General features: G+C 71.3%; 22 protein-coding genes and 1 pseudogene. 13 read left to right on the top strand and 10 right to left on the bottom strand.

Annotated elements, in window-relative coordinates:
* Positions 1–13 precede the first annotated feature (13 nt).
* Positions 14–898, top strand: a complete 885-nt coding sequence (sucD, locus tag STRTU_RS13475; RefSeq protein WP_159743760.1) for a succinate--CoA ligase subunit alpha — start codon at positions 14–16, stop codon at positions 896–898.
* Positions 899–1,039: 141 nt separating this feature from the next.
* Here sucD and STRTU_RS13470 read toward each other — a convergent pair whose 3' ends face one another.
* The gene (locus STRTU_RS13470) at positions 1,040–2,008 is read right to left on the bottom strand and encodes a SigE family RNA polymerase sigma factor (protein WP_159743759.1); all 969 of its coding nucleotides are present in this window, start codon (positions 2,006–2,008) and stop codon (positions 1,040–1,042) included.
* Between the two features lie 99 nt (positions 2,009–2,107).
* Between STRTU_RS13470 and STRTU_RS13465 the strand changes: the two genes are divergently transcribed.
* Positions 2,108–3,649, top strand: coding sequence for a cell division protein PerM (locus STRTU_RS13465; RefSeq protein WP_246240458.1), 1,542 nt, complete (start codon positions 2,108–2,110; stop codon positions 3,647–3,649).
* Here the strand turns inward: STRTU_RS13465 and STRTU_RS13460 are convergent.
* Positions 3,552–4,433 carry a hypothetical protein gene (locus STRTU_RS13460; protein WP_159743758.1) on the bottom strand — a complete coding sequence of 294 codons (882 nt, stop codon included), beginning with the start codon at positions 4,431–4,433 and terminating at the stop codon, positions 3,552–3,554. The genes STRTU_RS13465 and STRTU_RS13460 overlap by 98 nt on opposite strands.
* Before the next feature lie 243 nt (positions 4,434–4,676).
* On the opposite strand from STRTU_RS13460, the gene purN reads away from it, so the two are divergent.
* Both purN and purH read left to right on the top strand, forming a co-directional pair.
* Complete coding sequence (gene purN, locus STRTU_RS13455; protein ID WP_159743757.1) at positions 4,677–5,324, top strand: phosphoribosylglycinamide formyltransferase; 648 nt, start codon at positions 4,677–4,679, stop codon at positions 5,322–5,324.
* Positions 5,321–6,886: a bifunctional phosphoribosylaminoimidazolecarboxamide formyltransferase/IMP cyclohydrolase gene (purH, locus tag STRTU_RS13450; RefSeq protein ID WP_159743756.1), complete on the top strand. Its 1,566-nt coding sequence runs from the start codon at positions 5,321–5,323 to the stop codon at positions 6,884–6,886. The genes purN and purH overlap by 4 nt, the downstream gene beginning before the upstream one ends.
* Positions 6,887–6,952: 66 nt before the next feature.
* Here purH and STRTU_RS13445 read toward each other — a convergent pair whose 3' ends face one another.
* Both STRTU_RS13445 and STRTU_RS13440 read right to left on the bottom strand, forming a co-directional pair.
* Positions 6,953–7,552, bottom strand: a complete 600-nt coding sequence (locus STRTU_RS13445; RefSeq protein ID WP_159743755.1) for a hypothetical protein — start codon at positions 7,550–7,552, stop codon at positions 6,953–6,955.
* Between the two features lie 115 nt (positions 7,553–7,667).
* Positions 7,668–8,447: an RDD family protein gene (locus STRTU_RS13440; protein ID WP_159743754.1), complete on the bottom strand. Its 780-nt coding sequence runs from the start codon at positions 8,445–8,447 to the stop codon at positions 7,668–7,670.
* 243 nt (positions 8,448–8,690) lie between these two features.
* On the opposite strand from STRTU_RS13440, the gene STRTU_RS13435 reads away from it, so the two are divergent.
* The 4 genes from STRTU_RS13435 (at position 8,691) to STRTU_RS13420 (ending at position 13,130) form a co-directional block, all read left to right on the top strand.
* Positions 8,691–9,545: a bifunctional methylenetetrahydrofolate dehydrogenase/methenyltetrahydrofolate cyclohydrolase gene (locus tag STRTU_RS13435; RefSeq protein ID WP_159743753.1), complete on the top strand. Its 855-nt coding sequence runs from the start codon at positions 8,691–8,693 to the stop codon at positions 9,543–9,545.
* 66 nt (positions 9,546–9,611) lie between these two features.
* Positions 9,612–10,040 (top strand): DUF3017 domain-containing protein, encoded by a 429-nt coding sequence (locus STRTU_RS13430; RefSeq protein WP_159746906.1) that lies wholly within the window; start codon positions 9,612–9,614, stop codon positions 10,038–10,040.
* Positions 10,041–10,445: 405 nt separating this feature from the next.
* Positions 10,446–11,570, top strand: coding sequence for a helix-turn-helix domain-containing protein (locus tag STRTU_RS13425; RefSeq protein ID WP_159743752.1), 1,125 nt, complete (start codon positions 10,446–10,448; stop codon positions 11,568–11,570).
* Between the two features lie 567 nt (positions 11,571–12,137).
* Positions 12,138–13,130: a malate dehydrogenase gene (locus tag STRTU_RS13420; protein ID WP_159743751.1), complete on the top strand. Its 993-nt coding sequence runs from the start codon at positions 12,138–12,140 to the stop codon at positions 13,128–13,130.
* Between the two features lie 81 nt (positions 13,131–13,211).
* On the opposite strand, the gene STRTU_RS13415 is transcribed toward STRTU_RS13420, so the two are convergent.
* Complete coding sequence (locus tag STRTU_RS13415; protein WP_246240455.1) at positions 13,212–13,619, bottom strand: hypothetical protein; 408 nt, start codon at positions 13,617–13,619, stop codon at positions 13,212–13,214.
* Between the two features lie 150 nt (positions 13,620–13,769).
* On the opposite strand from STRTU_RS13415, the pseudogene STRTU_RS13410 reads away from it, so the two are divergent.
* The 5 genes and pseudogenes from STRTU_RS13410 to STRTU_RS13390 all read left to right on the top strand — a co-directional run.
* Positions 13,770–14,570 (top strand): annotated as a pseudogene (locus STRTU_RS13410) (helix-turn-helix domain-containing protein); the annotation flags it as partial.
* A 37-nt stretch (positions 14,571–14,607) separates the two neighbouring features.
* A complete protein-coding gene (locus STRTU_RS13405; RefSeq protein ID WP_159743749.1) occupies positions 14,608–14,883 on the top strand; it encodes a DUF397 domain-containing protein in 276 nt (91 codons plus the stop codon).
* Positions 14,884–15,051: 168 nt separating this feature from the next.
* Entirely contained in the window at positions 15,052–16,896 is a 1,845-nt protein-coding gene (locus STRTU_RS13400; protein WP_167539144.1) for a hypothetical protein, read from the top strand.
* On the top strand, positions 16,883–17,257 hold the full coding sequence (locus STRTU_RS13395; protein ID WP_159743748.1) for a hypothetical protein: 375 nt from the start codon (positions 16,883–16,885) through the stop codon (positions 17,255–17,257). The genes STRTU_RS13400 and STRTU_RS13395 overlap by 14 nt, the downstream gene beginning before the upstream one ends.
* 230 nt (positions 17,258–17,487) lie before the next feature.
* A complete protein-coding gene (locus tag STRTU_RS13390; protein WP_246240453.1) occupies positions 17,488–18,348 on the top strand; it encodes a hypothetical protein in 861 nt (286 codons plus the stop codon).
* A gap of 24 nt (positions 18,349–18,372) precedes the next feature.
* On the opposite strand, the gene STRTU_RS13385 is transcribed toward STRTU_RS13390, so the two are convergent.
* The 5 genes from STRTU_RS13385 to STRTU_RS13365 all read right to left on the bottom strand — a co-directional run bounded on the left by STRTU_RS13385 (position 18,373) and on the right by STRTU_RS13365 (position 22,877).
* A complete protein-coding gene (locus STRTU_RS13385) occupies positions 18,373–18,582 on the bottom strand; it encodes a DUF5988 family protein (RefSeq protein WP_167539143.1) in 210 nt (69 codons plus the stop codon).
* 103 nt (positions 18,583–18,685) lie between these two features.
* Complete coding sequence (locus tag STRTU_RS13380; protein WP_159743746.1) at positions 18,686–21,178, bottom strand: tetratricopeptide repeat protein; 2,493 nt, start codon at positions 21,176–21,178, stop codon at positions 18,686–18,688.
* 18 nt (positions 21,179–21,196) lie between these two features.
* On the bottom strand, positions 21,197–21,820 hold the full coding sequence (locus STRTU_RS13375) for a DUF6879 family protein (RefSeq protein WP_246240450.1): 624 nt from the start codon (positions 21,818–21,820) through the stop codon (positions 21,197–21,199).
* Positions 21,804–22,082: a hypothetical protein gene (locus STRTU_RS13370; protein ID WP_159743745.1), complete on the bottom strand. Its 279-nt coding sequence runs from the start codon at positions 22,080–22,082 to the stop codon at positions 21,804–21,806. The genes STRTU_RS13375 and STRTU_RS13370 overlap by 17 nt, the downstream gene beginning before the upstream one ends.
* Positions 22,083–22,253: 171 nt before the next feature.
* Positions 22,254–22,877, bottom strand: a complete 624-nt coding sequence (locus STRTU_RS13365) for a Uma2 family endonuclease (protein ID WP_159743744.1) — start codon at positions 22,875–22,877, stop codon at positions 22,254–22,256.
* Positions 22,878–22,935: the final 58 nt, after the last annotated feature.

Below are 22,935 nucleotides of genomic sequence, written 5' to 3'. Positions count from 1 at the left end.
GGACACAACAACCATGGCTATCTTCCTGACCAAGGAAAGCAAGGTCATCGTCCAGGGCATGACCGGTGCCACTGGCATGAAGCACACCAAGCTGATGCTCGGTGACGGCACCAACATCGTCGGCGGTGTGAACCCGCGCAAGGCCGGCACGAACGTCGACTTCGACGGCACCGAGGTACCCGTCTTCGGCTCCGTCGCCGAGGCGATGGAGAAGACCGGCGCCGACGTGTCCGTGCTCTTCGTGCCGCCGGCCTTCGCCAAGGCCGCCGTCGTCGAGGCGATCGACGCCGAGATCCCGCTGGCCGTCGTGATCACCGAGGGCATCGCGGTGCACGACTCCGCCGCCTTCTGGGCGTACGCGAAGGCCAAGGGCAACAAGACCCGGATCATCGGCCCGAACTGCCCCGGCCTGATCACCCCCGGCCAGTCCAACGCCGGCATCATCCCGGGCGACATCACCAAGCCCGGCCGCATCGGTCTCGTGTCCAAGTCCGGCACGCTGACCTACCAGATGATGTACGAGCTCCGTGACATCGGCTTCTCCTCGGCCGTCGGCATCGGTGGCGACCCGGTCATCGGCACCACACACATCGACGCCCTGGAGGCGTTCGAGGCGGACCCCGACACCGACCTGATCGTGATGATCGGTGAGATCGGCGGCGACGCCGAGGAGCGTGCGGCCGACTTCATCAAGGCCAACGTCTCCAAGCCGGTCGTCGGTTACGTCGCGGGCTTCACCGCGCCCGAGGGCAAGACCATGGGCCACGCCGGCGCCATCGTCTCCGGCTCCTCCGGCACCGCCCAGGCGAAGAAGGAGGCCCTGGAGGCCGCCGGCGTCAAGGTCGGCAAGACCCCGTCGGAGACCGCGCGGCTGGCCCGCGAGATCCTCGGCGGCTGATTTCGCGCACCCGCACCGCCGGACCCGTCCCGCGGCGCGGTGCACCGGACGCGGGCCCGTACCCCTTGGGGTGCGGGCCCGCGTCCGTTTCGGGCGGCCGGTAGGGATCAGCGTCCCGTACGGATCAGCGGCCGGTACGGATCAGCGGATCTCAGGCGCCAGCCGGGCCTGCCGGATCTTCTTCCGTACGGCCGCGTTCCCTTCCTCCCGCGCCGAGTTCCCTTCCTCCCGAGCCGCGTCCCGCTGCTCACGTACCTCCCTCCGCCGCTCCCGCTCGTCCGCGCCCCGCTGCCGCTCGTCCGCGCCCCGCTCCCGGTCAGTCGGCATCCGGCTGTGCGGCACACCTGCCTGGGGCCGCTCCGGCTGCGGCACGTAGTGGTCCGGCGTGACGGCGATCGTCACCAGGGTCACCAGCACGAACAGCCAGGTCGCCCCGAAGGCCGTCCGGGTGATCCGCTGGGCGCTGCGCTCGCTCCCGCTCCGTACGTCCCCGGTGACGGGCGGCGGCACCTGCGGCGGGCCCGGCAGCGCGGAGAGCCGGGCCCGCAGGATCTCGCCCTGCCGCTCCGGCGGCTGCCCGTCGAGCCCCAGTTGCGGCAGCAGCGCGGCGATCCGCTCCCGGGCGTGACGCAGCCGCCCCGCCGTGGCCGGGACGCTCGCCTCGATCTCGGCCGCGGTCGTGTCCAGCCCCAGCCCGACCCTGTCGTGCAGCAGCAGCGCCCGCCGGTGCGGGGCGGGCAGCCGCAGCAGGGCCGCCGCCAGCGCGCCGTCCGATGCCCCTGCGGACGTGTGCCCGGCGGACGTGTGCCCGGCGGACGAGGGCCCGGCGGCCGAGGGGTTGCGCGGCCCCCGGGCGGTGCGCAGCCCGGGACACAGCCGGTGCCACGGCGTCAGCGCGTACTCGTACACCGCCGCCCGCACCCACCCCGCCGGATCCGGATCCACCGCGACCTCCGGCCAGCGCTGCCAGGCCAGCCAGAACCCCCGCTCCACGGCCCGCCGGGCGAGCCACGGCCGCCCGGTGAGCAGATACGCCTGCTGCATCAGCGCCGCTGCGTGCCGGGTGTGGAGGGCGTCGAAGGCGGTGGCGGCCTGCTCGGGCTGGGTCATACAGAGCAGTCTGGAAAACCCGCCTCACCTGCGCAGCGCGACACGTCGGGCATATCGCCAGTACATGGCCGAAAGGTGACTTGTTGGCAGCATGGCGGCGTGAGCCAGTTGATCGATCGTGGCCCTACGTTGTCCTCGCACGGCCGGACCGCCGCCCAGCGCTCCTCCGCGATCGGCGCGGCCTTCCTCGGCGGTGTCACGGCCGCCGGTCTCGGCCTCGGCGCGCTGACGGTCGCCGTGCTGCTGCTCTGGGTCGCCTCCCCCTACCCCGACAGCGGCCCCTCCCGGGCGCTGCATCTCGCCGCCGACCTGTGGCTGCTGGCGCACGGCGGCGACCTCGTCCGCACCACCGCCCACTCCGGCGCCCCGGTCGCCGTGCCCCCGCTGCTGCTCGCCGTCCTCCCGGTCTGGCTGCTCCACCGGGCCGCCCGGCACACCCTGGCCACCTCGGCCGACGGCCCGCCCGGCCCCGCCGCGGCCGCCGGCTGCACCGCGGACGCCGCGCATCGGGTCGCGCCGCGCACCCTGCTCGGTGCGCTGCTCACCGGCTATCTGCTGATCGTGGCCGGTGCGCTGCTGTACGCCTCGGACGGGCAGCTGCACGCCGAGCCGCTCAGCGTGCTGCTGTGCGTACCGGTCACCACGGCCGCCATCCTGGCGGGCACGGCCTGGCGCCTGCTCCGGCACCCCGGCACCGAGCTGCTGCCCGCCAGGATCCTGCGGCTCAGGTCCAAGGCGCCGCGCCGCCTGCGGGCCTTCCTCGGCGGCTCCCCGGTCGCCGCCGCCCGCCGGGGCGCCGTCTGCCGGGCCGCCGGCGCCGCCCTCGCTGCCCTGCTGGCCGCCGGTGGGCTGCTCACCCTGCTCTCGCTCGGCCTGCACGCGGGCCGGGTGCGCCACGACCTCCTCCAGCTGGCGCCCGACTGGGCGGGCCGCTCCACGGTGCTGCTGCTGTGCCTGGCCCTCCTCCCGAACGCGGCCGTCTGGGGCGCCGCATACGGGCTGGGGCCGGGGTTCACGGTCGGCGCGGGCAGCACGGTCGGCCCGCTGGGGACCTCGGCACATCCCGTACTGCCACAGCTGCCGCTGCTCAGCGGCCTGCCGGACGCCGGTCCGGGGAACTGGCTGACCTGGTCGGTGGCCGTCGTGCCCGTGGTGGCGGGGGCGCTGCTCGCCCGTGAAGTGGCCCGGTCCGCCACCGCGACCGGCTCCCCGGGAGCGCCGTGGTCCTGGTGGCCGACGGCGTGTGTGGCGGCCCTGGGGGCGGGCGCCTGCGGCCTTCTCATGGCCGTGCTCGCGGGCCTCTCCGGCGGTGCGCTCGGCACCGGCGCACTCGCCACCTTCGGCCCGAGCTGGTGGCGTACGGGCCTGGCAGCCACGGCCTGGACCGCCCTGACCGGCATCCCGACCGCGCTCGCCCTACGGCTCTGGCACCTGCGCACCTCATCGCGGGAGGCCGAGTCGGCCCAGCCGACCCCGCGACCGGCCACACCCCAGCCGCAGACAACGGAACCGCCCGCCCCCGAAGCCCCCGTGGAGCGCCTCGCTACTCCCCCGTGCTCAGCAGCGGCCGCAGCTCCTTCGGCAGCAGCTGCTCACACGACTTGCCCGCCGACTGCGTCAGAGCATCGTTCACGCACGTGAAGTAGTCGCGGTAGACGATCTGCACGGTGAAGGTCGCGGCCACCATCATCAGCGCCAGCGACGCCGTCACCAGCCCCGCGATCGCCGAGGTGACCTGCGGCCGGGTGGAGCCGGGCGCGGACGGGGCGCCGGGCCGCTCGCCCTGGCCGGGCTGCTCGGCGGCGGGCGCGGGGCGGCCCTCCATGGCGGCGGTGGTCGCCGCGGCGGAGTTCTTCGCGGGGGCCGGCTTGGCCCGCAGCGAGCTGATGCCCCAGTAGATCGCCAGCGCACTCAGCAGCAGGGCCAGCTCCGGCAGGCTGAACAGCACGAAGAAGAACGACCACATACCGGCGAGCAGCGCATAGCGCGCCCGGCGCTGGGCCGGGTCGGTGGGGTCCCAGCGCAGCCCGCCGGGACCGCCCGGACCGCCGGAGCCACCGGGCCCGCCCTGCTGGCCGTTCCGCCCGCCGGGCCGGTTGCCGAAGCCGCCGTTCTGCCGGCCCGGCTGCCGGGGGCTCCACTGGCTGCCCCAGCTGGGCGTCGGCTCGTCCTGCGGCTGCTCCTCGTCGCCGTCGCCGTCCTTGCCGGAGCGGTGCGGTGCGGGGTGGCGCGGGCGCCATGCCTGGTCGGGGGCGTCGGCCGGCGGTGGGGCGAAGGGGTTGTCCCGCTCGGAGTCCGTGGATTCCGGGCCGGCGGGCTCCGACGACGAGGACGACGACTTGCGCTCCCGCGGCAGCAGCACCACCCCGGGGGAGGTGGCGGGCAGAGGGAGCGGGAGGGCCGCGCGGCGGCGTCGGTCCGTCATCTGTGGTGTGTCTTCCCCTTGTCTCGTCCGCGGCGGGCCTCAGCGGCCGGCGCGGGTTACCACGAACTGCATGCAGTCTTACGCCTGACGCTACCTCCCGTGCCCGCCCCCGTCCCGTGGGGGCCGCGCGGTGTGCCGGTATCGTTGCTGACGGTCGGCGCCTTCGTAGGGTTCCCCGGATCTGCGGTACCCGCAGTCTTGTACGACCACACAAAGCACGCGAGATCGGAAAAGAGCCCCGCCGTGGCTTCCTCCCCACCCCCCGTCCAGCCCGCCCGTCCTGCCCGCATCGTCGCCCTCGTCTCCGGTTCCGGCACGAACCTGCAGGCGCTGCTGGACGCCATCGCCGCGCAGGGCCCGGAGGCGTACGGAGCCGAGATCGTGGCCGTCGGCGCCGACCGGGGCGCCATCGCGGGCCTGGAGCGCGCTGCGGCCGCGGGCCTGCCGACGTTCGTCTGCCGGGTCAAGGACTACGACAGCCGCGCGGACTGGGATGCGGCGCTCACCGAGGCGACCGCCGCGTACGAGCCGGATCTGGTGGTCTCGGCCGGCTTCATGAAGATCCTGGGCAAGGAGTTCCTGGCCCGCTTCGGCGGCCGTACGGTCAACACCCACCCGGCGCTGCTGCCGAGCTTTCCCGGTGCCCATGGCGTGCGCGATGCCCTCGCGTACGGCGCGAAGGTCACCGGATGCACCGTCCACTTCGTCGACGACGGTGTCGACACCGGCCCGATCATCGCCCAGGGCGTGGTCGAGATCCGGGACGAGGACGACGAATCCGCGCTGCATGAGCGCATCAAGGAAGTCGAGCGATCGCTGCTCGTCGAGGTCGTGGGGCATCTGGCCCGGCACGGCTACCGCATTGAGGGACGAAAGGTACGCATCTCGTGACCGCCACCGAAGGTTCGAAGCGGCCCATCCGCCGCGCGTTGGTCAGCGTCTACGACAAGTCCGGGCTGGAGGAGCTGGCGCAGGGCCTGCACGCGGCGGGTGTCCAGCTCGTCTCCACCGGATCGACGGCCGCGAAGATCGCCGCGGCCGGGGTGCCGGTCACCAAGGTCGAGGAGCTGACGGGCTTCCCCGAGTGCCTCGACGGCCGGGTCAAGACCCTGCACCCGAAGGTGCACGCCGGCATCCTGGCCGACCTCCGCCTGGAGGACCACCGGCAGCAGCTGGCCGGGCTCGGCGTCGAGCCGTTCGACCTGGTCATCGTCAACCTCTACCCGTTCCGGGAGACCGTCGCCTCCGGCGCCACCCCCGACGAGTGTGTGGAGCAGATCGACATCGGCGGGCCCTCGATGGTCCGCGCCGCCGCCAAGAACCACCCGTCGGTGGCCGTCGTCGTCAACCCCGGCCACTACGGCGAGGTCCTCAAGGCCGTCGCCGACGGCGGCTTCGGACTGGCTCAGCGCAAGCGCCTGGCGGCCGAGGCATTCCAGCACACCGCGGCCTACGACGTGGCCGTCGCCTCCTGGTTCGCCGACGGCTACGCCCCGGCCGACGACTCCGCCTTCCCCGAGTTCCTCGGCGCCACCTACGCCCGCAAGAACGTCCTGCGCTACGGCGAGAACCCGCACCAGGGTGCCGCGCTGTACGTGGACGGCAGCGGCGGGCTCGCGGAGGCCGAGCAGCTGCACGGCAAGGAGATGTCGTACAACAACTACACGGACACCGACGCCGCGCGCCGGGCCGCGTACGACCACACCGAGCCCTGCGTCGCGATCATCAAGCACGCCAACCCGTGCGGTATCGCCATCGCCGCGGACGTCGCCGAGGCGCACCGCAACGCGCACGCCTGTGACCCGCTCTCCGCGTTCGGCGGCGTCATCGCCGTCAACCGCCCGGTCTCCGTGGCGATGGCCGAGCAGGTCGCCGAGATCTTCACCGAGGTCATCGTGGCCCCCGGTTACGAGGACGGCGCGGTCGAGATCCTCGCCCGCAAGAAGAACATCCGGGTGCTGCGCTGCCCCGAGGCGCCGTCGAACCCCGTGGAGGTCAAGCCCGTTGACGGCGGCGCGCTGCTCCAGGAGACCGACCGGCTCCAGGCCGAGGGCGACGACCCGGCCAACTGGACGCTGGCCAGCGGTGCCGCGCTGTCCGACGGCGAGCTGGCCGAGCTGGCCTTCGCCTGGCGGGCCTGCCGCGCCGTGAAGTCCAACGCGATCCTGCTCGCCAAGGACAGTGCCACGGTCGGCGTCGGCATGGGCCAGGTCAACCGCGTTGACTCCGCGAAGCTCGCGGTACAGCGCGCGGGCGAGGAGCGCGCGCGGGGCTCCTACGCCGCCTCCGACGCCTTCTTCCCCTTCCCCGACGGCTTCGAGGTGCTGGCCGAGGCCGGCGTCAAGGCCGTGGTCCAGCCCGGCGGTTCGGTCCGCGACGAGCAGGTCGTCGAGGCCGCGCAGAAGGCCGGCGTGACGATGTACTTCACCGGTACGCGGCACTTCTTCCACTGAGCCGCACAACGACCGAGGGCCGCACCCCCGCGCGGGGTGCGGCCCTCGGCCGCTCGCGTCCGCCGTTCAGTAACGCGGCCGGTTGAACCAGGCGTTGCCCTCGTCCTTGGCGACGAAGACCAGCACGATGATGCCCAGGACCGTGTGGACCAGGCCGAACGGGAACGTGCACAGGCTCAGCATGATGTCGGCGACACCGAAGACGATGGTGCCGACCCGGACCCCGCTGCCGCCGTTGGCGAACTGCAGGGCCAGCGTGATCGCGACCACCGTGAAGATCACGATGAGCACGATCACCGCGATCAGCACGCCCTTGCCGATGTTCATCGCCGTGATGTTGTCGGCGGCGGTGTCCAGCGTGGCTTCGTGCGAGGCCTTGCTGACGCTGCCCAGCCCCGCCACCGCCAGGATCAGGCCGATGAGGTTCAGGCCGGCCAGCACGAACAGCATCACCCGGGCGGCCTTGACCCCGCCGGGCATCACGGTGGGGTACTGCTGCTGCATCATCTGGCCGCCCTGGTACGGCCCGTAGGGCTGCTGCTGGGGGTAGCCGTAACCGGGCTGCTGGCCCTGCGGGGGACCGTAGCCGGGCTGCTGGCCCTGCGGGCCGTAACCGGGCTGCTGCCCCGGAGGGGGACCGTAGGGGTTCTGGTTCGGGTAACTCACGAGCGATGTCCTTCGGGCTACTTGAGGCGGTATCGAAGCGCCATGAAGGCCCCCGGTCGCGGCAGCGAGGGGGCCTACATGGGCTGTTGAGGGCGTCCGTGCGGCCCAGCGGGGCTTACTTGACGCTCACGACCACGGTGCCGGCCAGCTTGTCCGCGAAGGTCTGGCTCTTGTCGTCCCACAGCGGCCACAGCCAGCCGATGCCGCACAGCAGGCCGTTCAGGTAGCGGCAGAGGTAGCGCACGAAGGTCATACCGAAGCCGAGGGGCTGGCCGGTGGTCTCCTTGATGACCTTGACGCCCAGCGCCTTCTTGCCCGGGGTCTGGCCGGAGCTGCCTTCCTTGGCGATGAGGAAGAAGGTCCCGCCCACCATGATCAGCCACGCGAGCACGATCATGATGATGGCGCCGGCCGGTGTGCTGCTCGACACGGAGTCGTTGGCCGCGTTCTGGATGCAGGTGTAGTCGCCCGGCTGGCAGCTGGAGTAGTCCGGGGTGGATGAGGAGACCGAGCTGGCCGTCATGACGCCGGCGATGATGTACAGGATGATCGGCACCGCGGCGATGATCAGGCCGTCCAGCAGGAAAGCGCCGAGGCGGGCGCCCCAGCTCGCGTACCCGGTGGGCATCCCCGGCATCGGCTGCCCGTACGGCGTGGCGGCCTGCTGCGGGTAGCCGTAACCCTGCTGCGGCGGGACGGCCTGCTGCTGGGGGTAGCCGTACGGCTGCTGCTGCGGGGCCTGCTGGGGGTAGCCGTAGCCGGGCTGACCCTGCTGCGGGGGGACCGGGGGCTGCTGCCCGTACGGGCCCTGCGGTGCCTGCGGCTGCTGGCCGTACGGGCCCTGCGGCGCCTGCGGCTGCTGCCCGTAGGGGTTGTTCGGGTCACCGAAACTCATCTGCTGTTTTCCTCCGTTGGGTCAGTGGGGGACACAAGGCACGACGCGGAGGAAAAACAGGATTCACTGGCCACCCCCCGGACTAAGCCTGCGGCACTGCGGCGTCAATCCTTCTAGTTGCGCATTCACTCTGTCCAGTCAAGGCCCCTAGCTGTTGTCCAAGTGCAATGATCAATTCCGGCCATGGACACCTTGCCTGCCCTGATTGGAAGGTCACCGCCCTCATCCGGGAGGATGGGGGGTATGACCGCGCAGATTCTGGATGGCAAGGCCACCGCAGCCGCTATCAAGTCCGAGCTCGCCACCCGCGTCGAGGCGCTGAAGGCCAAGGGCGTCCAGCCCGGTCTCGGCACCCTCCTGGTCGGCGACGACCCGGGCAGCCGCTGGTACGTCAACGGCAAGCACCGCGACTGCGCCCAGGTCGGCATCGCCTCGATCCAGCGCGAGCTGCCGGAAACCGCCACCCAGGAAGAGATCGAGGCGGTCGTACGGGAACTGAACGAGGACCCCGCCTGCACCGGCTACATCGTCCAACTCCCGCTCCCCAAGGGCATCGACGCGAACCGCGTCCTGGAGCTGATGGATCCGGCCAAGGACGCCGACGGCCTGCACCCGATGAGCCTGGGCCGCCTGGTGCTCGGCATCGAGGGCCCGCTGCCCTGCACCCCGTACGGCATCGTCCAGCTGCTGCGGCGGCACGAGGTCGAGATCAAGGGCGCGCATGTGGTGGTCGTCGGCCGCGGTATCACCATCGGCCGCCCGATGCCGCTGGTGCTCACCCGCAAGTCCGAGAACGCCACGGTCACCCAGTGTCACACCGGCACCCGGGACCTGTCCGCGCACCTCAAGCAGGCCGACATCATCGTCGCCGCGGCCGGTGTGCCGCACATCATCAAGCCCGAGGACATCAAGCCCGGCGCGGCCGTCCTGGACGTCGGGGTCAGCCGTGACGAGGCCGGCAAGATCGTCGGCGATGTGCACCCCGGCGTCGCCGAGGTGGCCGGCTGGGTCGCCCCCAACCCGGGCGGTGTCGGCCCGATGACCCGCGCCCAGCTGCTGGTCAACGTCGTCGAGGCCGCCGAGCGCGCGGCCGGCTGACCGCGGCGGAACCTGAGACCCTTGTCTGAGACAGACATATCCGGCGACCGGAAGGGACTGCCCGCCATGGGTGCCGAAGCGCATTCGGATGGAGCCTCCGAGCCGCAGCGCTCCTCGCGCCGCTTCCCGATGCTGACCCGCGACACGGCCCGCCCGGAAGGCGGCGGCCGCGCCGCCGCGGGCGGCTACCCCGCGCCCGCCCGCCAGTGGCCGCTGCTCAGCGTCATGGGCGGGGTCGCCGTCGGCCTGCTCCTCGTCGCACTCGACGCGTTCCGTATCGGCGCGCTCGTGATCGGCCTCTCCCTACTGGCCGGGGCGGTCCTGCGCCGGGCACTGCCGTCGGTCGGGATGCTCGCCGTCCGCTCCCGCTTCACGGACATGCTCACGTACGGCCTGCTCGGCTTCGTGATCGTGATGCTGTCCCTGATGGTGCAGCCCAAGCCGTGGATCCACATCCCGTTCCTGGATGACATCGTGCACTTCACGGTGCGGTAGGCGGTGTGAGGTGACCTGAGCGGCTGTACGTACGGCCGCCAGGGCGACAGACGACAGCGGCGGCCCGCCCCTCCCCCTCGGGAGGACGCGGGCCGCCGCTGTGTCGTATGCGGAGGGCGCGACGCGGAGGGCCAAGAGCGCGTCTCGACATGTTGCCTGAGCTGGCCAATTTTGGTGGCATCTTGGCCGAAACTTGTCAGGATACGTACGGAAGTCGTCCGGACTCCGCCGGAAATGCCACACTGCAGGGGTCACGGGGCGCACGGTGGGTGACGTATGCCCGCAGGTTCCCGTGTGCCCGTGAGAGGGGATCGCCGTCCTGGCCGGGGGCGTCCCGACGGGGAGCAAGGAGAGCGGACCGGGGGGCCGCGCTTGGGCACGTAGCGGGGGGAATAGGGGGAGGCAATGCCTCGCTGGAAGGCGCTTCCGGAAGAACTGGACCCGCAGGTGCGGGAGTTCGCCGGTCAGCTGCGCAAGCTCGTGGACCGCAGTGGACTGAGTGTGGCCGGTGTCGCGGACGCCACGGGTTACAGCAAAACGTCCTGGGAGCGCTACCTCAATGGGCGGCTGCTGCCACCGCAGCGCGCCGTGGTCGCGCTCGCCGAGGTGACCGACACCCACCCCGGCCACCTCACCACCCTGTGGGAGCTGGCCGAACGGTCCTGGAGCCGCTCGGAGATGCGGCACGACGTCACCATGGAAGCGATCAGCGTGGCCCAGGCGCGCGCCGCGCTGGGATGGGACACCGAAGAGCCCGCGGCCGGATCCGCCACCAAGTCCGCCAAGTCCGCGAAGGGCACGCAGGCTGCGCCGGTGGCCCCGACGGGCAAGCTGCCGTCCGTGCCCCAACAGCGGCGCACGGACAGCCCGTCGGCCGCGGACTTTCCCGAGTGGCCCTTGGCCGCGCAGAGTTCCCCCGCCCCCGCCCCGACGCCACCCGCGGCCCAGGCTCAGGCCCAGGACGGGCGCTCCCGCCGTGGCCGGACGGTCATGTACGCCGTCGGTGCGGTCGGCGCGGCGCTGGTGGCCGGTGCCGCCGTACTGCTGCTGAACCCGGGCGGCGGCACCCCGTCCAAGAAGCCGGCGGCCCGCCCCGCGGCCGCGCCCAGCCCCAAGCAGGCCCTCCCCGCCGGGGTGCGCTGCTCCGGCGCCGGCTGCGTCGGCAAGGACCCGGAGGCGATGGGCTGCGGCGGCACGCACGCCATCACCCCGTCCCGCGGACGGGCCGGCCGGGCGGTCATAGAGGTCCGCTACAGCAAGGTCTGCCACACGGCCTGGGCCCGAATAAGCCGCGCGGCACAGGGCGATCAGGCCACCCTCAGCGCAGGCGGCCACAGCGCCACCGCGCGGGCCGAGCGGAACGGCGCCGCCTACACCCCGATGGTCGAGGTGACCGGCGACCCGGCGAAGGTCGCCGCCTGCGGGACGACCGTGGCCGGGGTGAAGGGCTGCTCCCGTCCGGTTCCGGCCACACCCGCCGGAGCGCCCGCCGGATCCCCCGCGCCGTCGGCCTCCGCACCGGTCCGCTAGAGCGCTCCTGGCACGGGCGGCGTACGCCTGGCGCCAGGGCCGCCCGGCCCGCCCGCAGACCCGGGATCACCGCCCGCTGAGGATGTCCGAAAGACAGGGGGCATGCCCGCCGGGATCCCGGGCAAGCGACGAAGTACCCCCCCCACGGGTGTGGCACAACTCGGCGGCCGCCCGCTTCCCCCCTCCTTGAGCGGGCGGCCGCCGCCCCTTCGCCCCACCGGGGCCCGCGCGAAGCGCACACCGCACACCGAACCCCGCAAAGCCGGTTCCGGACGCCGTTGAGCCCGCCCCGTACGGCCGTCAAGCCCGCTCCCGACGGCCGCAAAGCCCGCTCCCGGCGGCCGTACGGACGCCCCAGGCCCCCGGGCAAGGCCCCCGGGCAGGCCCCGGTCAGCCACCCGGTGAGGTGTTGCACACCGGCCCGTCGCCTCCCCCGGGCGGGGGTCCGATAGCCTGACGGCCGGGTCTCTCGATACCAAGAGACCTCGATAGCTGGGCAGGGACACCCACCGCCACCCATGGTGGACCAGGGGCTTGCCCCCGGAAAACACCGCGCAGGAGATCGCCATGACCCGCACTCCCGTCAATGTGACCGTGACCGGCGCCGCCGGCCAGATCGGTTACGCACTGCTCTTCCGCATCGCTTCCGGACATCTGCTCGGCGCGGACGTGCCGGTCAAGCTGCGCCTTCTGGAGATCCCCCAGGGGCTGAAGGCCGCCGAGGGCACCGCCATGGAGCTCGACGACTGCGCCTTCCCGCTCCTTCAGGGCATCGACATCTCCGACGACCCGAACGTGGCCTTCGACGGCGCGAACGTCGCGCTCCTCGTCGGCGCCCGCCCCCGTACGAAGGGCATGGAGCGCGGCGACCTCCTGGAGGCCAACGGCGGCATCTTCAAGCCGCAGGGCAAGGCCATCAACGACCACGCCGCGGACGACATCAAGGTCCTGGTCGTCGGCAACCCCGCCAACACCAACGCGCTGATCGCCCAGGCCGCCGCGCCGGACGTACCCCGCGAGCGCTTCACCGCGATGACCCGCCTCGACCACAACCGCGCGCTCTCGCAGCTCTCGAAGAAGACCGGCACCCCGGTCTCCGAGCTGCGCAAGCTCACGATCTGGGGCAACCACTCCGCCACCCAGTACCCGGACATCTTCCACGCCGAGGTCGCGGGCAAGAACGCCGCCGAGGTCGTCAACGACCAGAAGTGGCTGGCCGAGGACTTCATCCCGACCGTCGCCAAGCGCGGTGCGGCGATCATCGAGGCCCGTGGCGCGTCCTCCGCCGCCTCGGCCGCCAACGCCGCCATCGACCACGTCCACACCTGGGTCAACGGCACCGCCGCCGGCGACTGGACCTCCATGGGCATCCCCTCGGACGGCTCCTACGGCGTCCCGGAGGGCCTGATCTCCTCCTTCCCCGTCACCACCAAGGACGGCAAGTACGAGATCGTCCAGGGCCTGGAGATCAACGACTTCTCCCGCGAGCGCATCGACGCGTCCGTGGCGGAGCTGGCGGAGGAGCGCGAGGCCGTCCGCGGTCTCGGCCTCCTCGGCTGACCCACCGCCGCGGCCGCCCCACGCGGGCGGCACCGCAGCACCCACGAGCCCGCACGGTCAGCAACGGCCGTGCGGGCTCGGTCATGCGGGCTCGCCGGGCAGCTCCTCTCCGCCGCCGAGCCCGTCGTCAGGCCCGTCGTCGGCCTTCTGACCGCTGTCGGCCTCGTCGCCACCGTCCGCCGCCACGGGCAGCCGCGCGCCCCGGCTGTCGGCGACGCGCAGCACATCCCCGAACGACTGCGTGGTGGCCCGCAGCGCCCGCCGCAGCGCATGCTCCCCGGCCTTGCCGTCGTCCAGTACGGCCTCCGCGCCCCGGAGGACATCCGCACCGTCACACAGCTGCTCCGCCTCGATCTCATCGGCCAGCCGCGACAGCACACCCCCGGCGACATCCGTCGACAAGAAGCACGGCTTCCCGCCCTCGCCCGCCCACGGCAGCAGACGCAGCCCCGGCATAGGCGCGGGGACGGCATCCCGGTCGTAACTCATGCTCACTGACTCCAAGAGGTTGGTTGCGCAAGAACGCGCCGCATTTGGCCGAATGACCCATTACGTTGGGTGTGTTCAGCGTTGCGCCCCGTAGTGCGGGTCGCAACGTCAGACGCGTGACACCGACGATCTGGCACCAAGGGGGATGCGGTGAGCCGACGACGACGCAACGCCGCGAGTGGACCGGCCGCCAACACTGCCGTTGTGTTCGGGGAGGTGTTGAAACACTTCCGGGAGCTGGCGGGCTTCACACAGCAGGCGTTGTCGAAAAAGATCCCGTGCGACCGCTCGCACGTGGCCCGCATCGAGGCAGGCACCCGTGTCCCGCAGGACATGTTCGCCAAGCAGTGCGATGAACTCCTGGGCACCGGGGGAGTGCTGCTGCGGTTATGGGGGCGGATCGACTGGTACCCGGAGGTGCAGCATCCGGACTGGTTCGAGCGGCGGGCGGAGATGGATGCCAAGGCGGTGGCGCTGCGGGCCTATCAAGAGCAGGTCATCCCGGGCCTGTTGCAGACGCCTGACTACGCGCATGCGCTGTTCAGTCGTCGCAGCACGAACGCCGAGAAGGTGGAGGAGCGAGTCCGGGCGCGACTGAGCCGCCAGCAGCGCTTTCTGGCTGTCAACGGCCCGTTGTACGTAGCCGTGCTGGATGAGAGCTGCCTGCGCAATGTTGTGGGCAGTCCGGCAGTCATGCGCGACCAGTGCGCGCACTTGCTGAGGGTCGGGCAGTACGCCAACATCCGCGTTCAGGTTGCCCCGGCCGACCGTGCCGAGGTTCGGCGGCCCAAAGCCTCCATGGCCCTGATCGCGTTGCCCGACGGGGAATGCTGGCTCTACTCGGAGTCGCTGGAGCGCGGCCATTTTCGCGACGATCCGGCTGTCTATGCCCGCCACAGCCAGATCTATGATGTGCTCAGGGCGGATGCTCTGTCAGCCCCCGAATCAGCTGCCCTGATCGGCGACTTCATGGAAAGGTACGGGGACCATGGACAAGCACCAGCTGAGCACAGCGATATGGGTCAAGAGCAGCTACAGCCACGACGACGGCGGCGACTGCATCGAGGTGGCGCTCACCTGGATGAAGAGCAGCTTCAGCGGGGACGACGGCGGGGACTGCATCGAAGTAGCCCCCGGTATCCCCGACGCCGTCCCCGTCCGTGACAGCAAGGACCCGCACGGCCCCGTAGTGATCTTCCCGACGGGCGGCTGGTCGTCCTTCGTCGCCGCCCTCAAGAACGGCGAGTTCCCCGCAGCCGTCTGATCTCTTCGGAGTGCCCGCCGTCAGCGCGGCAACCTTGGGTTATCGCGCTGACACGGAGCGCTCCGTTCCCCTATGCTGCGGCTTCCGCTTCCGTGTGGCCCGAGTCGGCGGTTTCGACTGTCCAACAGGCCCGCAGCGGTGGCTCGTTGGTGTTTTCGGGGGAGGTCGATGACTGGGATGAAGGTGCCTGAGCAGCCCGCCGAACCTGGGGGCCCGGCGCGGTTGCGTAAGCCGGACGGCAGCGCCCCGCCTCCGCCGCAGCTTCCCCCGATCCCGCCGGGCGCCAGTGAGGCCACCCGGCTGCTGTGCGCCGGGACGTACCTCGACGACTCCTTCCGCGACGCGGTCATCGACGAGCTGTACGTCCACGAGGAGCGGTTCGCCGCACCGTCCCTGGGCATCGACGCGGCCCGCGTGCTGGCCCATGCGCTGCGTGCCCGGCGGCTCCAGCTCGGCTGGGCGGCGGGGATCCTGCTGTTGTGGATCGTGGCCCTGCCGCTCTCCTACGGGCTCGCGGCGCTCTATCTATACCCCGTCGTCCTCATGGCGCTGTCCCGCGTCGTCCGCCGGGCACCCGTCCTGCCGGGCGTGGCCCGCTTCTTCTCCTTCGTCCTGCGCTGGTACGGCCGGCTGGCACTGGCCTTCGTGTATGTGGCGTTGCTGGTGATGGCGTTCGTCGGCGGGATCGCCCTCGTGGGCGCGGGATGGCCGTTCACCGTGCTCCCGGACGGGCTGAGTTCCCTGACGGGTGATTCCTCGGACGCGTACGGTTCGTACGGCTCCGGGCCGTGGGACAGCTCGTACGGCACTGCCTTCGGCAGCGGCTACGGGACGGGCCTCCTGGTGGGGGTCTGGGTCGCGCTGCTGCTGCCGCTGGTGATGGCCGTGCTGGTCGGTCTGCAACGCGGGCAGTTCGCCCGGGTACTGGCGAGCGAGCTGTCCAGGGAACGCTTCCCGGACGTGATGTCCGACCCCGCCGAGCGCGCCGAGGGCTTCCGCTTCCGTCGGCTGCGGGACCGGGTGCGGACCGAGCAGCACGGGCCGCTGGTGATGTACCGGGCCGCCAACCCGTTCTGCGGTGCCGGGCAGCCGTACCGGACCTGGTCGCTGTCGGTGGAGCTGAATCCGCGCGCGGACCGTACTGCCGAACCGCTGGACAACAGCGCCATCCTGGCCCGGATCGTGCCGCTGGTGGCGGCGCTGCGGGTGCCGTCGCCGCACGGTTCGCCGGCCACCGCGGCCGCGGTCCGCGACCGGCTGCGCGGGCTGGAGATCGACGAGTGCGTCTTTCTGCCGGCCGAGGGACTGCCGAGCCGGGCGGCGGCACCGTACGCACCGGAGGCGTTCGAGGCGCACCGGGCGGCCGCGGTGGAGGAGGGCGGCGAGACCCGGCGGCACTTCCTGCGCATCCGGGTCGGCGGCTGGAACGAGGGCATCGTCACCACGGTCTTCGTGCGTGTGCACACCCAGGGCGGGATGCTGATGCTGGAGGTCGCGCCGCATGTGCTGTGGCCGCTGCGGCAGCCCTTCCAGGACGCCGACCGGCTCGCGTACCGGCACCGCCACCATCACCACTTCGGCAAGGCCGTCTGGGCGCTGACGCATACGCCCCGCTCCGCCGGGCACGCCCTCGGCACGCTGGCCCGCGGCCTGCTGTCGGCCTGGCGGCTGGCCACCGCGGGCCATGGCGCGGCGCTGCCCGAGGGCCCCGGCGCCTCCGTACGCGAACTGGGCACGTACGGCGAGTCCTCGCTCTTCCAGGACATGGACGTCGCCCGCTATCTGAAGACCATTCAGCAGCGGGTGGCGGCCGGGGTGACCACGGCGCTGCGCGAGGCGGGCTATCAGACCGACGAATTCGAGCAGCGGGTCGTGCATGTCGCCGAGGGCGGCGTCTACGTCGAGTCCGCCCAGGGCGCCGTCGGCATCGGCGACCACAACACGATCAACCACCACGGCACCACCGGGCGCGGTGCCGACACGAAGGGAAGTGCCCAGCGTGGCAACGGCTGACGAGCGCGGGAACGGCATCCACATCGGCAGCGTCCGGGGTGCTTTCGCCATCGGCGACCACAACACGGTGACCCACCACGAAGGCGGAGCCGTACCGGCGAGGGACCCGGCGCAGGAGGAACTGCTGCGCGCCGTCCGCGCCTTGCACGACGATCTGTCCCGGGCGGTGGAAAGCCCACAGATCACGGCCCTGAGAGGCGAACTCGCCGAAACGGAGGCGGACATCGCGGACACCGGCGCGGCCGCCCCGGGACGGCTGACCCGGCTCCGCACGGCACTCGCCGACGCCGGCGCGGTGGTCGGCCTACTGGCCTCCGGCGCCGCGGTAACCCAGGCCCTCACGACCCTGGCGGGAGGCTGACCATGAAGCGCGGCGGCCCGCCCCGCTGGAACGACGAGACGCAGAGCTGGGAGACGGACACGCCGCCGCCCGCGCCGTATAGGGGGCCGGCGCCGCCGCGGCCGTCGGTCGCACCGTCGGTGGGAGGGGGAAATGCGGGCGCGGGCGCGAGTGCGGGCGCTCCGCCGTCGGGTACGCCCACGCCCGACGCCGCGCCCACGCCGGACACCCCGCCCCGCCCGCCCCGCGCCATGTACCCGTACCCGCACCCCAATTCGTCCCCCGGCGCCTTACCGGACCCGGCTGCCCCCGACGCCTCCGCTGCCCCCGACGCCTCCGCCGCCCCCGACGCCCACCTCTACGCCCCCGACCCGTACTTCACCCCCGCCGCCGACCCGTACCGCACCCCGGTGCCCGGCATCGACGCCGACATCGGCTATGCGCCCGGGTTTCGGCGACGGAGGGGAGTGGTCGCGGGCGGGGCGGTGGCCGTGATCGCGGCGGTCATCGGCGGCGGCTATCTGCTCTGGGGCCACGGCGACGACCCGACCGCCGCCCGGCCCCCGGCCCGCACCAAGACCCACACCCAGACCGGCACGGCGACCGCACCGCCCTCCGGCGCCACGAACAGCACCGCACCCGGCCGCGCCCCCACCCTCACCGACCTCCCCGACGGCTACCACCTCGTACACGACAAGAAGGGCTTCACCCTCGCGGTACCCGGCACCTGGACGCGCAGCGAACGCGAGACCGGCGTGTTCTACACCGCCCCGGACGACCACGGCCTGGTGCAGATCTTCGAGATCAGCAACCCGGAAATCACCCCGCGCGAGGCACTCCAGGAAGCATCAAAGGGCCTGTCCGCCAACCCCGGCTACGAGGAGATCAGCCTCGAACCCCTGGGTTTCCCGGGTCCGGGCATAGACGCCAACCAACTGGTCTACGCCTATGACAGCAAACGCCTCGGCATGCGCGTCAAGGTCGTCGACTGCGCCTTCACCGCCGCCGACGGCCGCCAGTTCGCCGTCCTCGTCCTGGGCCCCGAGGAAGACTGGCCCGAACAGGAATGGACCCAGCAAATCGCCCTGCGAACCTTCGTCCCCCACACCTGAGCGCCCGGCGCCCGAGGCGCGCCCCTACCCGGGCAGCTCCGTCCGCTCCCACCACTCATAAACGGGCAGCGTCCCCTCGGCGGTCTCCTGCTGCCGACCGGTAGCCCGAAAATGCTCATACCCATTACGAAACGGAATCTTCAACTCATCCCCAGGCGGCTCAATATCCACAACCCGCCCGGCAAACCCCGCGGGCCCCCCTTCAAGCACCGCTCTCGCCACTGTCTCAGCCATGCCTGCATTCTCCGCCGAACAACCACCCCCGGCCCCTTTGGTTCGGCAGCCCGGGTGACGGCGCCCCGGCCGGCCCTGCACAGTCCCCGTACCGGCGCCCGACTCAGCCGCCTCCCAAGCCCGTCTCCAGCCGCGCTCGCATCCGTACCGCCCGGGGGTCACCGAAGGCGCTCACAATGCCCAGCGCTTCGGACCGGTACCCGCGTGACTCGTCCCCGTGCTCCAGCGCCTCACACGCATCGGCCAGGCCGTCGAGCGCGAGCGCCAGGTACCAGTGATCGCGCAGCTCACGGTGGACGGCGGCGGCGCGGCGCTGGAAGGCGGCCGCCTCGTCGAAGCGCTCCATGCGCCCGTACGTCTCGCCCGCCCCCATCCACGCCCGCGCCTCCCGTGACCGGTCGCCGAGTCGGCGTTGCACGGCCGCAGAGCGCTGGTAGGAGGCCAGGGCGTCCGGGAACTGGTGGTTGACCTGCTGGGCCGCACCGAGCTCCAGCAGCCAATAGCCCTCCCACGGATGGTTGCGCCTGCCGCGTGCGATGTCCACGGCTTCCTGGGCCGATCGCAGCGCTTCCCCCGGCTCGCCCAGCTGACGCTGGACGGCGCTCAGGATGCGCAGCGCATTGCCGGTACTGCCTTGGTTTCCCTGCTCACGGTACCGGTCCAGGACGCGGCGGATGACGTCGTGCGCCATCGCCAACTGCTCTGTTTCGAGGTGCACTTCGGCCAGATTCGACATCACGACGGTTTCCCAGTGAGCTGCGTCGAGTTCCCGGAAGAGGGAGAGCCCCTGCTCGAACCGGTCACCGGCCTCCGCCAGCCGTCGCTGACGGAGATAGACCAACCCGATGTCGTTCAGCGACAGCCCTTCGCCCAGCCGGTCGTCCAGTTCGCGGCGTACGGCGAGCGCTCGCTCGTGACAGCGGGCCGCGTCCGCCAGGCGGTGGGACTGCGTATACGCCATGCCGAGACTCTCCAGCACCTCGGCCTCCGCGGCACGGTCGCCCAGCCGCTCGGCGGCACGCAGGCCGATCTGGCCCATGGCCAGCCACTCGTCGAAGGGGTTGAGGAGCATATGGATGCTCCGCAGCACGGCGGACAATTGCCACGCCGCCCGGTCCTGCCCGGCTTCCTCGGCCGCGCGGGCGGCTGCCAGCAGGTTGGCGCGTTCCAGCTCGTACCAGTTCAGCGCCTCGTCGTAGCCCGGGAACACCAGCGGGGCGACGGCGGCGTCGGCCGGGTCGAGGGCGATATGGGCCTCATGCGGGTTGATCCAGGTCTGAGCGGCGTCGGCGGAGTGCAGATACCAGTCGAGTAGGCGCCGCAGAGCCGCCGCACGCCCCTCGGGTGTCTCCTCCCGCTGGGCCTGGTCCGTCGCATAAGCCCGCAGCAGGTCATGGAATTCATAGCGGTCCGGAGCGGTCTGCTCCAGCAGATGCGCTCCGACGAGCACGTCCAGCAAGTGCCGCGCTCGGCTGACGCGGACCCCGGCGAGGGCCGCCGCGGCCGACGCTCCGAACTCGGGCCCGGGGTACAGGCCGAGCACTCTGAACAGATACGCCGCTTCGTCGGGCAGCGCCCGATAGGACCAGGCAAACACCGTATGTACCGCGTCAGCTTCCTCGTCGTCTCCGGCGCTTCCCGCGCTCAGGGCATCCCACAGAGCCGATTCGTCACGGAGATCATTTATCAGGTCGTCCAGCCTCATACGGGGACGGGCGGCGGCCCGTTCCGCCGCGATACGCAGGGCCAGGGGGAGTCGGGCACACAGCCGGGCCAGTTCGGTGAGCTGCTCCTCGGCGTCCCCGGTCCGGTAGTCGGCGGTGACCGCGCGCAGCAGCGCCACCGCTTCCGTCTCGCCCAGCGTCCCCAGCGTGAGCCGGCGCGCCCCGTCCCGGGCGACGAGCCCTGAGAGGCGGCTGCGGCTGGTGACCAGAACCAGACACCCCGCCGTGCCGGGAAGCAGCGGCCGGACCTGCCCCACGGTGGCGGCGTTGTCCAGCACGATCAGCATGCGCCGACCGGCCAGCAGGGAGCGATAGAGCGCCGCGGCGGCCTCCGGATCCGCCGGAATCGCCTTCGCGGGCACGCCGAGCGCGGGAAGAAACCGGTGCAGCGCCTCCTGTGAGGTGACCGGCGCACCGGGGTCGTAACCGCGGAGGTTCACATAGAGCTGACCGTCCGGGAAATGCGCCAGGACCCGATGTGCCCAGCGCAGCGCCATCGATGTCTTGCCCACACCGGCCGTACCGGCGACGATGCAGATCGATACGACGAGCGGGCCGTCACCCTCGTCGCTCGCGTCACCCGTGTCACCTGCGCCGCCCTCGTGGCTGAGGACCTCGTTGAGTCGCCGCAGCTCCTCGGACCGGTTGACGAATCCCCAGACGTCGCTGGGGAGTTGACGTGGCATCGGCGGGTCGTTCCTGGCCCGCCCGGTGTGGTCGTCGTGGTGGAAGTGGATGCCGCCACTGATGTCCCTGGCCTGCACGACATCAGTGGCGGAGCCGGAGAGCTCGGAATGCGTACCGTGCGGCCCGGTCCCCGGCGGTTGCTGTTGCGGTTGCGCTGGGTCGCTCTCCTTCTCCTTGCCGGTCATCCCCGTCACTTTCTCCTTCTACTCGGAGAGCGGAGGTGGCAGAGGGGCGACCTCGCGTGCGAAGTAGGAACCCAGCTCCTCGCCGGCCTCGTAGAGGTCCCGCATGAAGTCCCGGCAGCGTGCGGTGACTTCGTGTGACAGGTAGCGCACCCCGCCGTCCAGGATTCCCTGCTTGTTGTAGAGAATCCGGTAGACGGTCTGATCGCCGAGTGTCAGCAGTTCGGGCAGTGGATGTTCGCTCTCCAGCGCCTCGATCTGCTCCGGGCCGATCACTCTGATCTTCTCGCCGTACTCCGCACGAAGCCGCAGCAGATGCATCTCCCACTGGAGATAGGGCGTCAGTGGTTCTTCGACCACCCGCACGCGGTAAAGAACGACCCCTCGGCGCTCGGTCTCTTCCGCGACTTCCCGGATGATGTCGCGCTCTTCTTCGGCAAGGCGCAGGGCGCCCTCCCAGTCGCCTCGGGAGAACGCGTCCCAGCTGGCGAACCCGGGCTCCTTGAAGTCCTGCTGGCGCTCCAGTTTCCAGGAATCCTGGCCGTCGATCGTCCGCTGCCGTTCGCGAAAGTCCTCTCGGTACGCATCGAGGCGGAGCGGCTCGCCCAGCGATGCGTCGAGGCCGAGATCATCCAGGCTGAGCATCGGGAATATCCGGTTTCGCGGAGCTCAGCATGGTGCCCGGGAGGATGACCAGTCGTTCGTCGGAGCGGATGGTCACGCCGTCGGGAAGGCGTGCCGCGTACGTGTCGGTGAGGTCCCGGCCGATCACGGCGATGTCGCCGTTGTCGAGCTCCCAGATCTCAGGGCAGCCGTCACGACCGTTGGTGCTCTGCAGTTCGTGGGCAGTTTTCCCTAACCGGCGCTCGAATGAAGCGGACGGATCCGCTTCCCACGCAGGAGCCATGGCCCCTCCTCCACTCGGCTCTACGATCCGACGTTTGGTGACGTCAAGGTTACGGATCGTAGAGGCCGGGCGCCGCCCATCACAATGCTGCGAATCCGCCACGGGTGGGCGCTCGGTCAGGCGGGGGCAATCGAGAGGCCGGGGAAGACCTGGGCATGCCGCCCCCGGGGCTCAGTCCCTGGGGAAATCGTCGGTGGCGAGGGTGATTCCGGCGACCGTGTGGGTGAGGTCGACGGGCATGCCGTAAACGACGGTGAGGTCGAGTTTGTAGTCGCCGTCCTGGGGTTCGGTGAAGACGCGGCAGCGGCCGAGGTAGGGGTCGGCGATCACGTAGACCGGGACTTCGGCCAGGGCGTAGGCCTTCTTCTTGGGGCCGTAGTCGTTGTGTGCGGTGCCCTTGGAGATGACTTCGGCGATGAACTCGATGTCTTGGTGGCGCCAGCGCCCGAACTCGTCTTTCTCGGCGTCGTCGGCAATCTTGGCGACGTCCGGGGCGAAGCCGTTCCCCTCGCCGGGAAAAGTGATCCGCACGTCCGAGGTCACCAGAACGTCCATCCCGAAACGGTCTTCCAGCGCCCGCACGATGCGGCGGATGGTTTGCCAATGGACGTCGCGCTGCGGCGTCATGTACACGGCCCCCTCGACGATCTCTACCTTGTAACCCTCGGGGGTGTGCATCCGCTCCAGCTGCCTGAACAGCTCGTCCAGGGTCAGCTCATTGCGCTGCTCAGTGGGCTCTGCCATCTCGGTCCCGTCGGTCTCGATCGTCTCGGTCCGGTAAAGGCTGATGGACATTGTGCCGCTCCTCCCCACTACCCGCGCGTCGTGGGCAGTCGCACGGTTCAACGATACG

Origin of the sequence: Streptomyces tubercidicus (genome assembly GCF_027497495.1) — a bacterium.
In the GTDB taxonomy this organism is placed as follows: domain Bacteria; phylum Actinomycetota; class Actinomycetes; order Streptomycetales; family Streptomycetaceae; genus Streptomyces; species Streptomyces tubercidicus.
The sequence above is the reverse complement of the archived record's forward strand: the minus strand, read 5'-3'. Positions and strand labels throughout refer to the sequence as shown.

Coding starts and splice junctions, on each gene's coding strand:
- STRTU_RS13425 (WP_159743752.1), top strand. CDS start 10,446: ATGCCTCGCTGGAAGGCGCTTCCGGAAGAACTGGACCCGCAGGTGCGG.
- sucD (WP_159743760.1), top strand. CDS start 14: ATGGCTATCTTCCTGACCAAGGAAAGCAAGGTCATCGTCCAGGGCATG.
- STRTU_RS13435 (WP_159743753.1), top strand. CDS start 8,691: ATGACCGCGCAGATTCTGGATGGCAAGGCCACCGCAGCCGCTATCAAG.
- STRTU_RS13415 (WP_246240455.1), bottom strand. CDS start 13,619: ATGAGTTACGACCGGGATGCCGTCCCCGCGCCTATGCCGGGGCTGCGT.
- STRTU_RS13370 (WP_159743745.1), bottom strand. CDS start 22,082: ATGGCTCCTGCGTGGGAAGCGGATCCGTCCGCTTCATTCGAGCGCCGG.
- STRTU_RS13430 (WP_159746906.1), top strand. CDS start 9,612: ATGGGTGCCGAAGCGCATTCGGATGGAGCCTCCGAGCCGCAGCGCTCC.
- STRTU_RS13405 (WP_159743749.1), top strand. CDS start 14,608: ATGGACAAGCACCAGCTGAGCACAGCGATATGGGTCAAGAGCAGCTAC.
- STRTU_RS13380 (WP_159743746.1), bottom strand. CDS start 21,178: ATGACCGGCAAGGAGAAGGAGAGCGACCCAGCGCAACCGCAACAGCAA.
- STRTU_RS13400 (WP_167539144.1), top strand. CDS start 15,052: ATGACTGGGATGAAGGTGCCTGAGCAGCCCGCCGAACCTGGGGGCCCG.
- STRTU_RS13460 (WP_159743758.1), bottom strand. CDS start 4,433: ATGACGGACCGACGCCGCCGCGCGGCCCTCCCGCTCCCTCTGCCCGCC.
- STRTU_RS13375 (WP_246240450.1), bottom strand. CDS start 21,820: ATGCTCAGCCTGGATGATCTCGGCCTCGACGCATCGCTGGGCGAGCCG.
- STRTU_RS13385 (WP_167539143.1), bottom strand. CDS start 18,582: ATGGCTGAGACAGTGGCGAGAGCGGTGCTTGAAGGGGGGCCCGCGGGG.
- STRTU_RS13365 (WP_159743744.1), bottom strand. CDS start 22,877: ATGTCCATCAGCCTTTACCGGACCGAGACGATCGAGACCGACGGGACC.
- STRTU_RS13470 (WP_159743759.1), bottom strand. CDS start 2,008: ATGACCCAGCCCGAGCAGGCCGCCACCGCCTTCGACGCCCTCCACACC.
- STRTU_RS13390 (WP_246240453.1), top strand. CDS start 17,488: ATGTACCCGTACCCGCACCCCAATTCGTCCCCCGGCGCCTTACCGGAC.
- STRTU_RS13440 (WP_159743754.1), bottom strand. CDS start 8,447: ATGAGTTTCGGTGACCCGAACAACCCCTACGGGCAGCAGCCGCAGGCG.
- STRTU_RS13420 (WP_159743751.1), top strand. CDS start 12,138: ATGACCCGCACTCCCGTCAATGTGACCGTGACCGGCGCCGCCGGCCAG.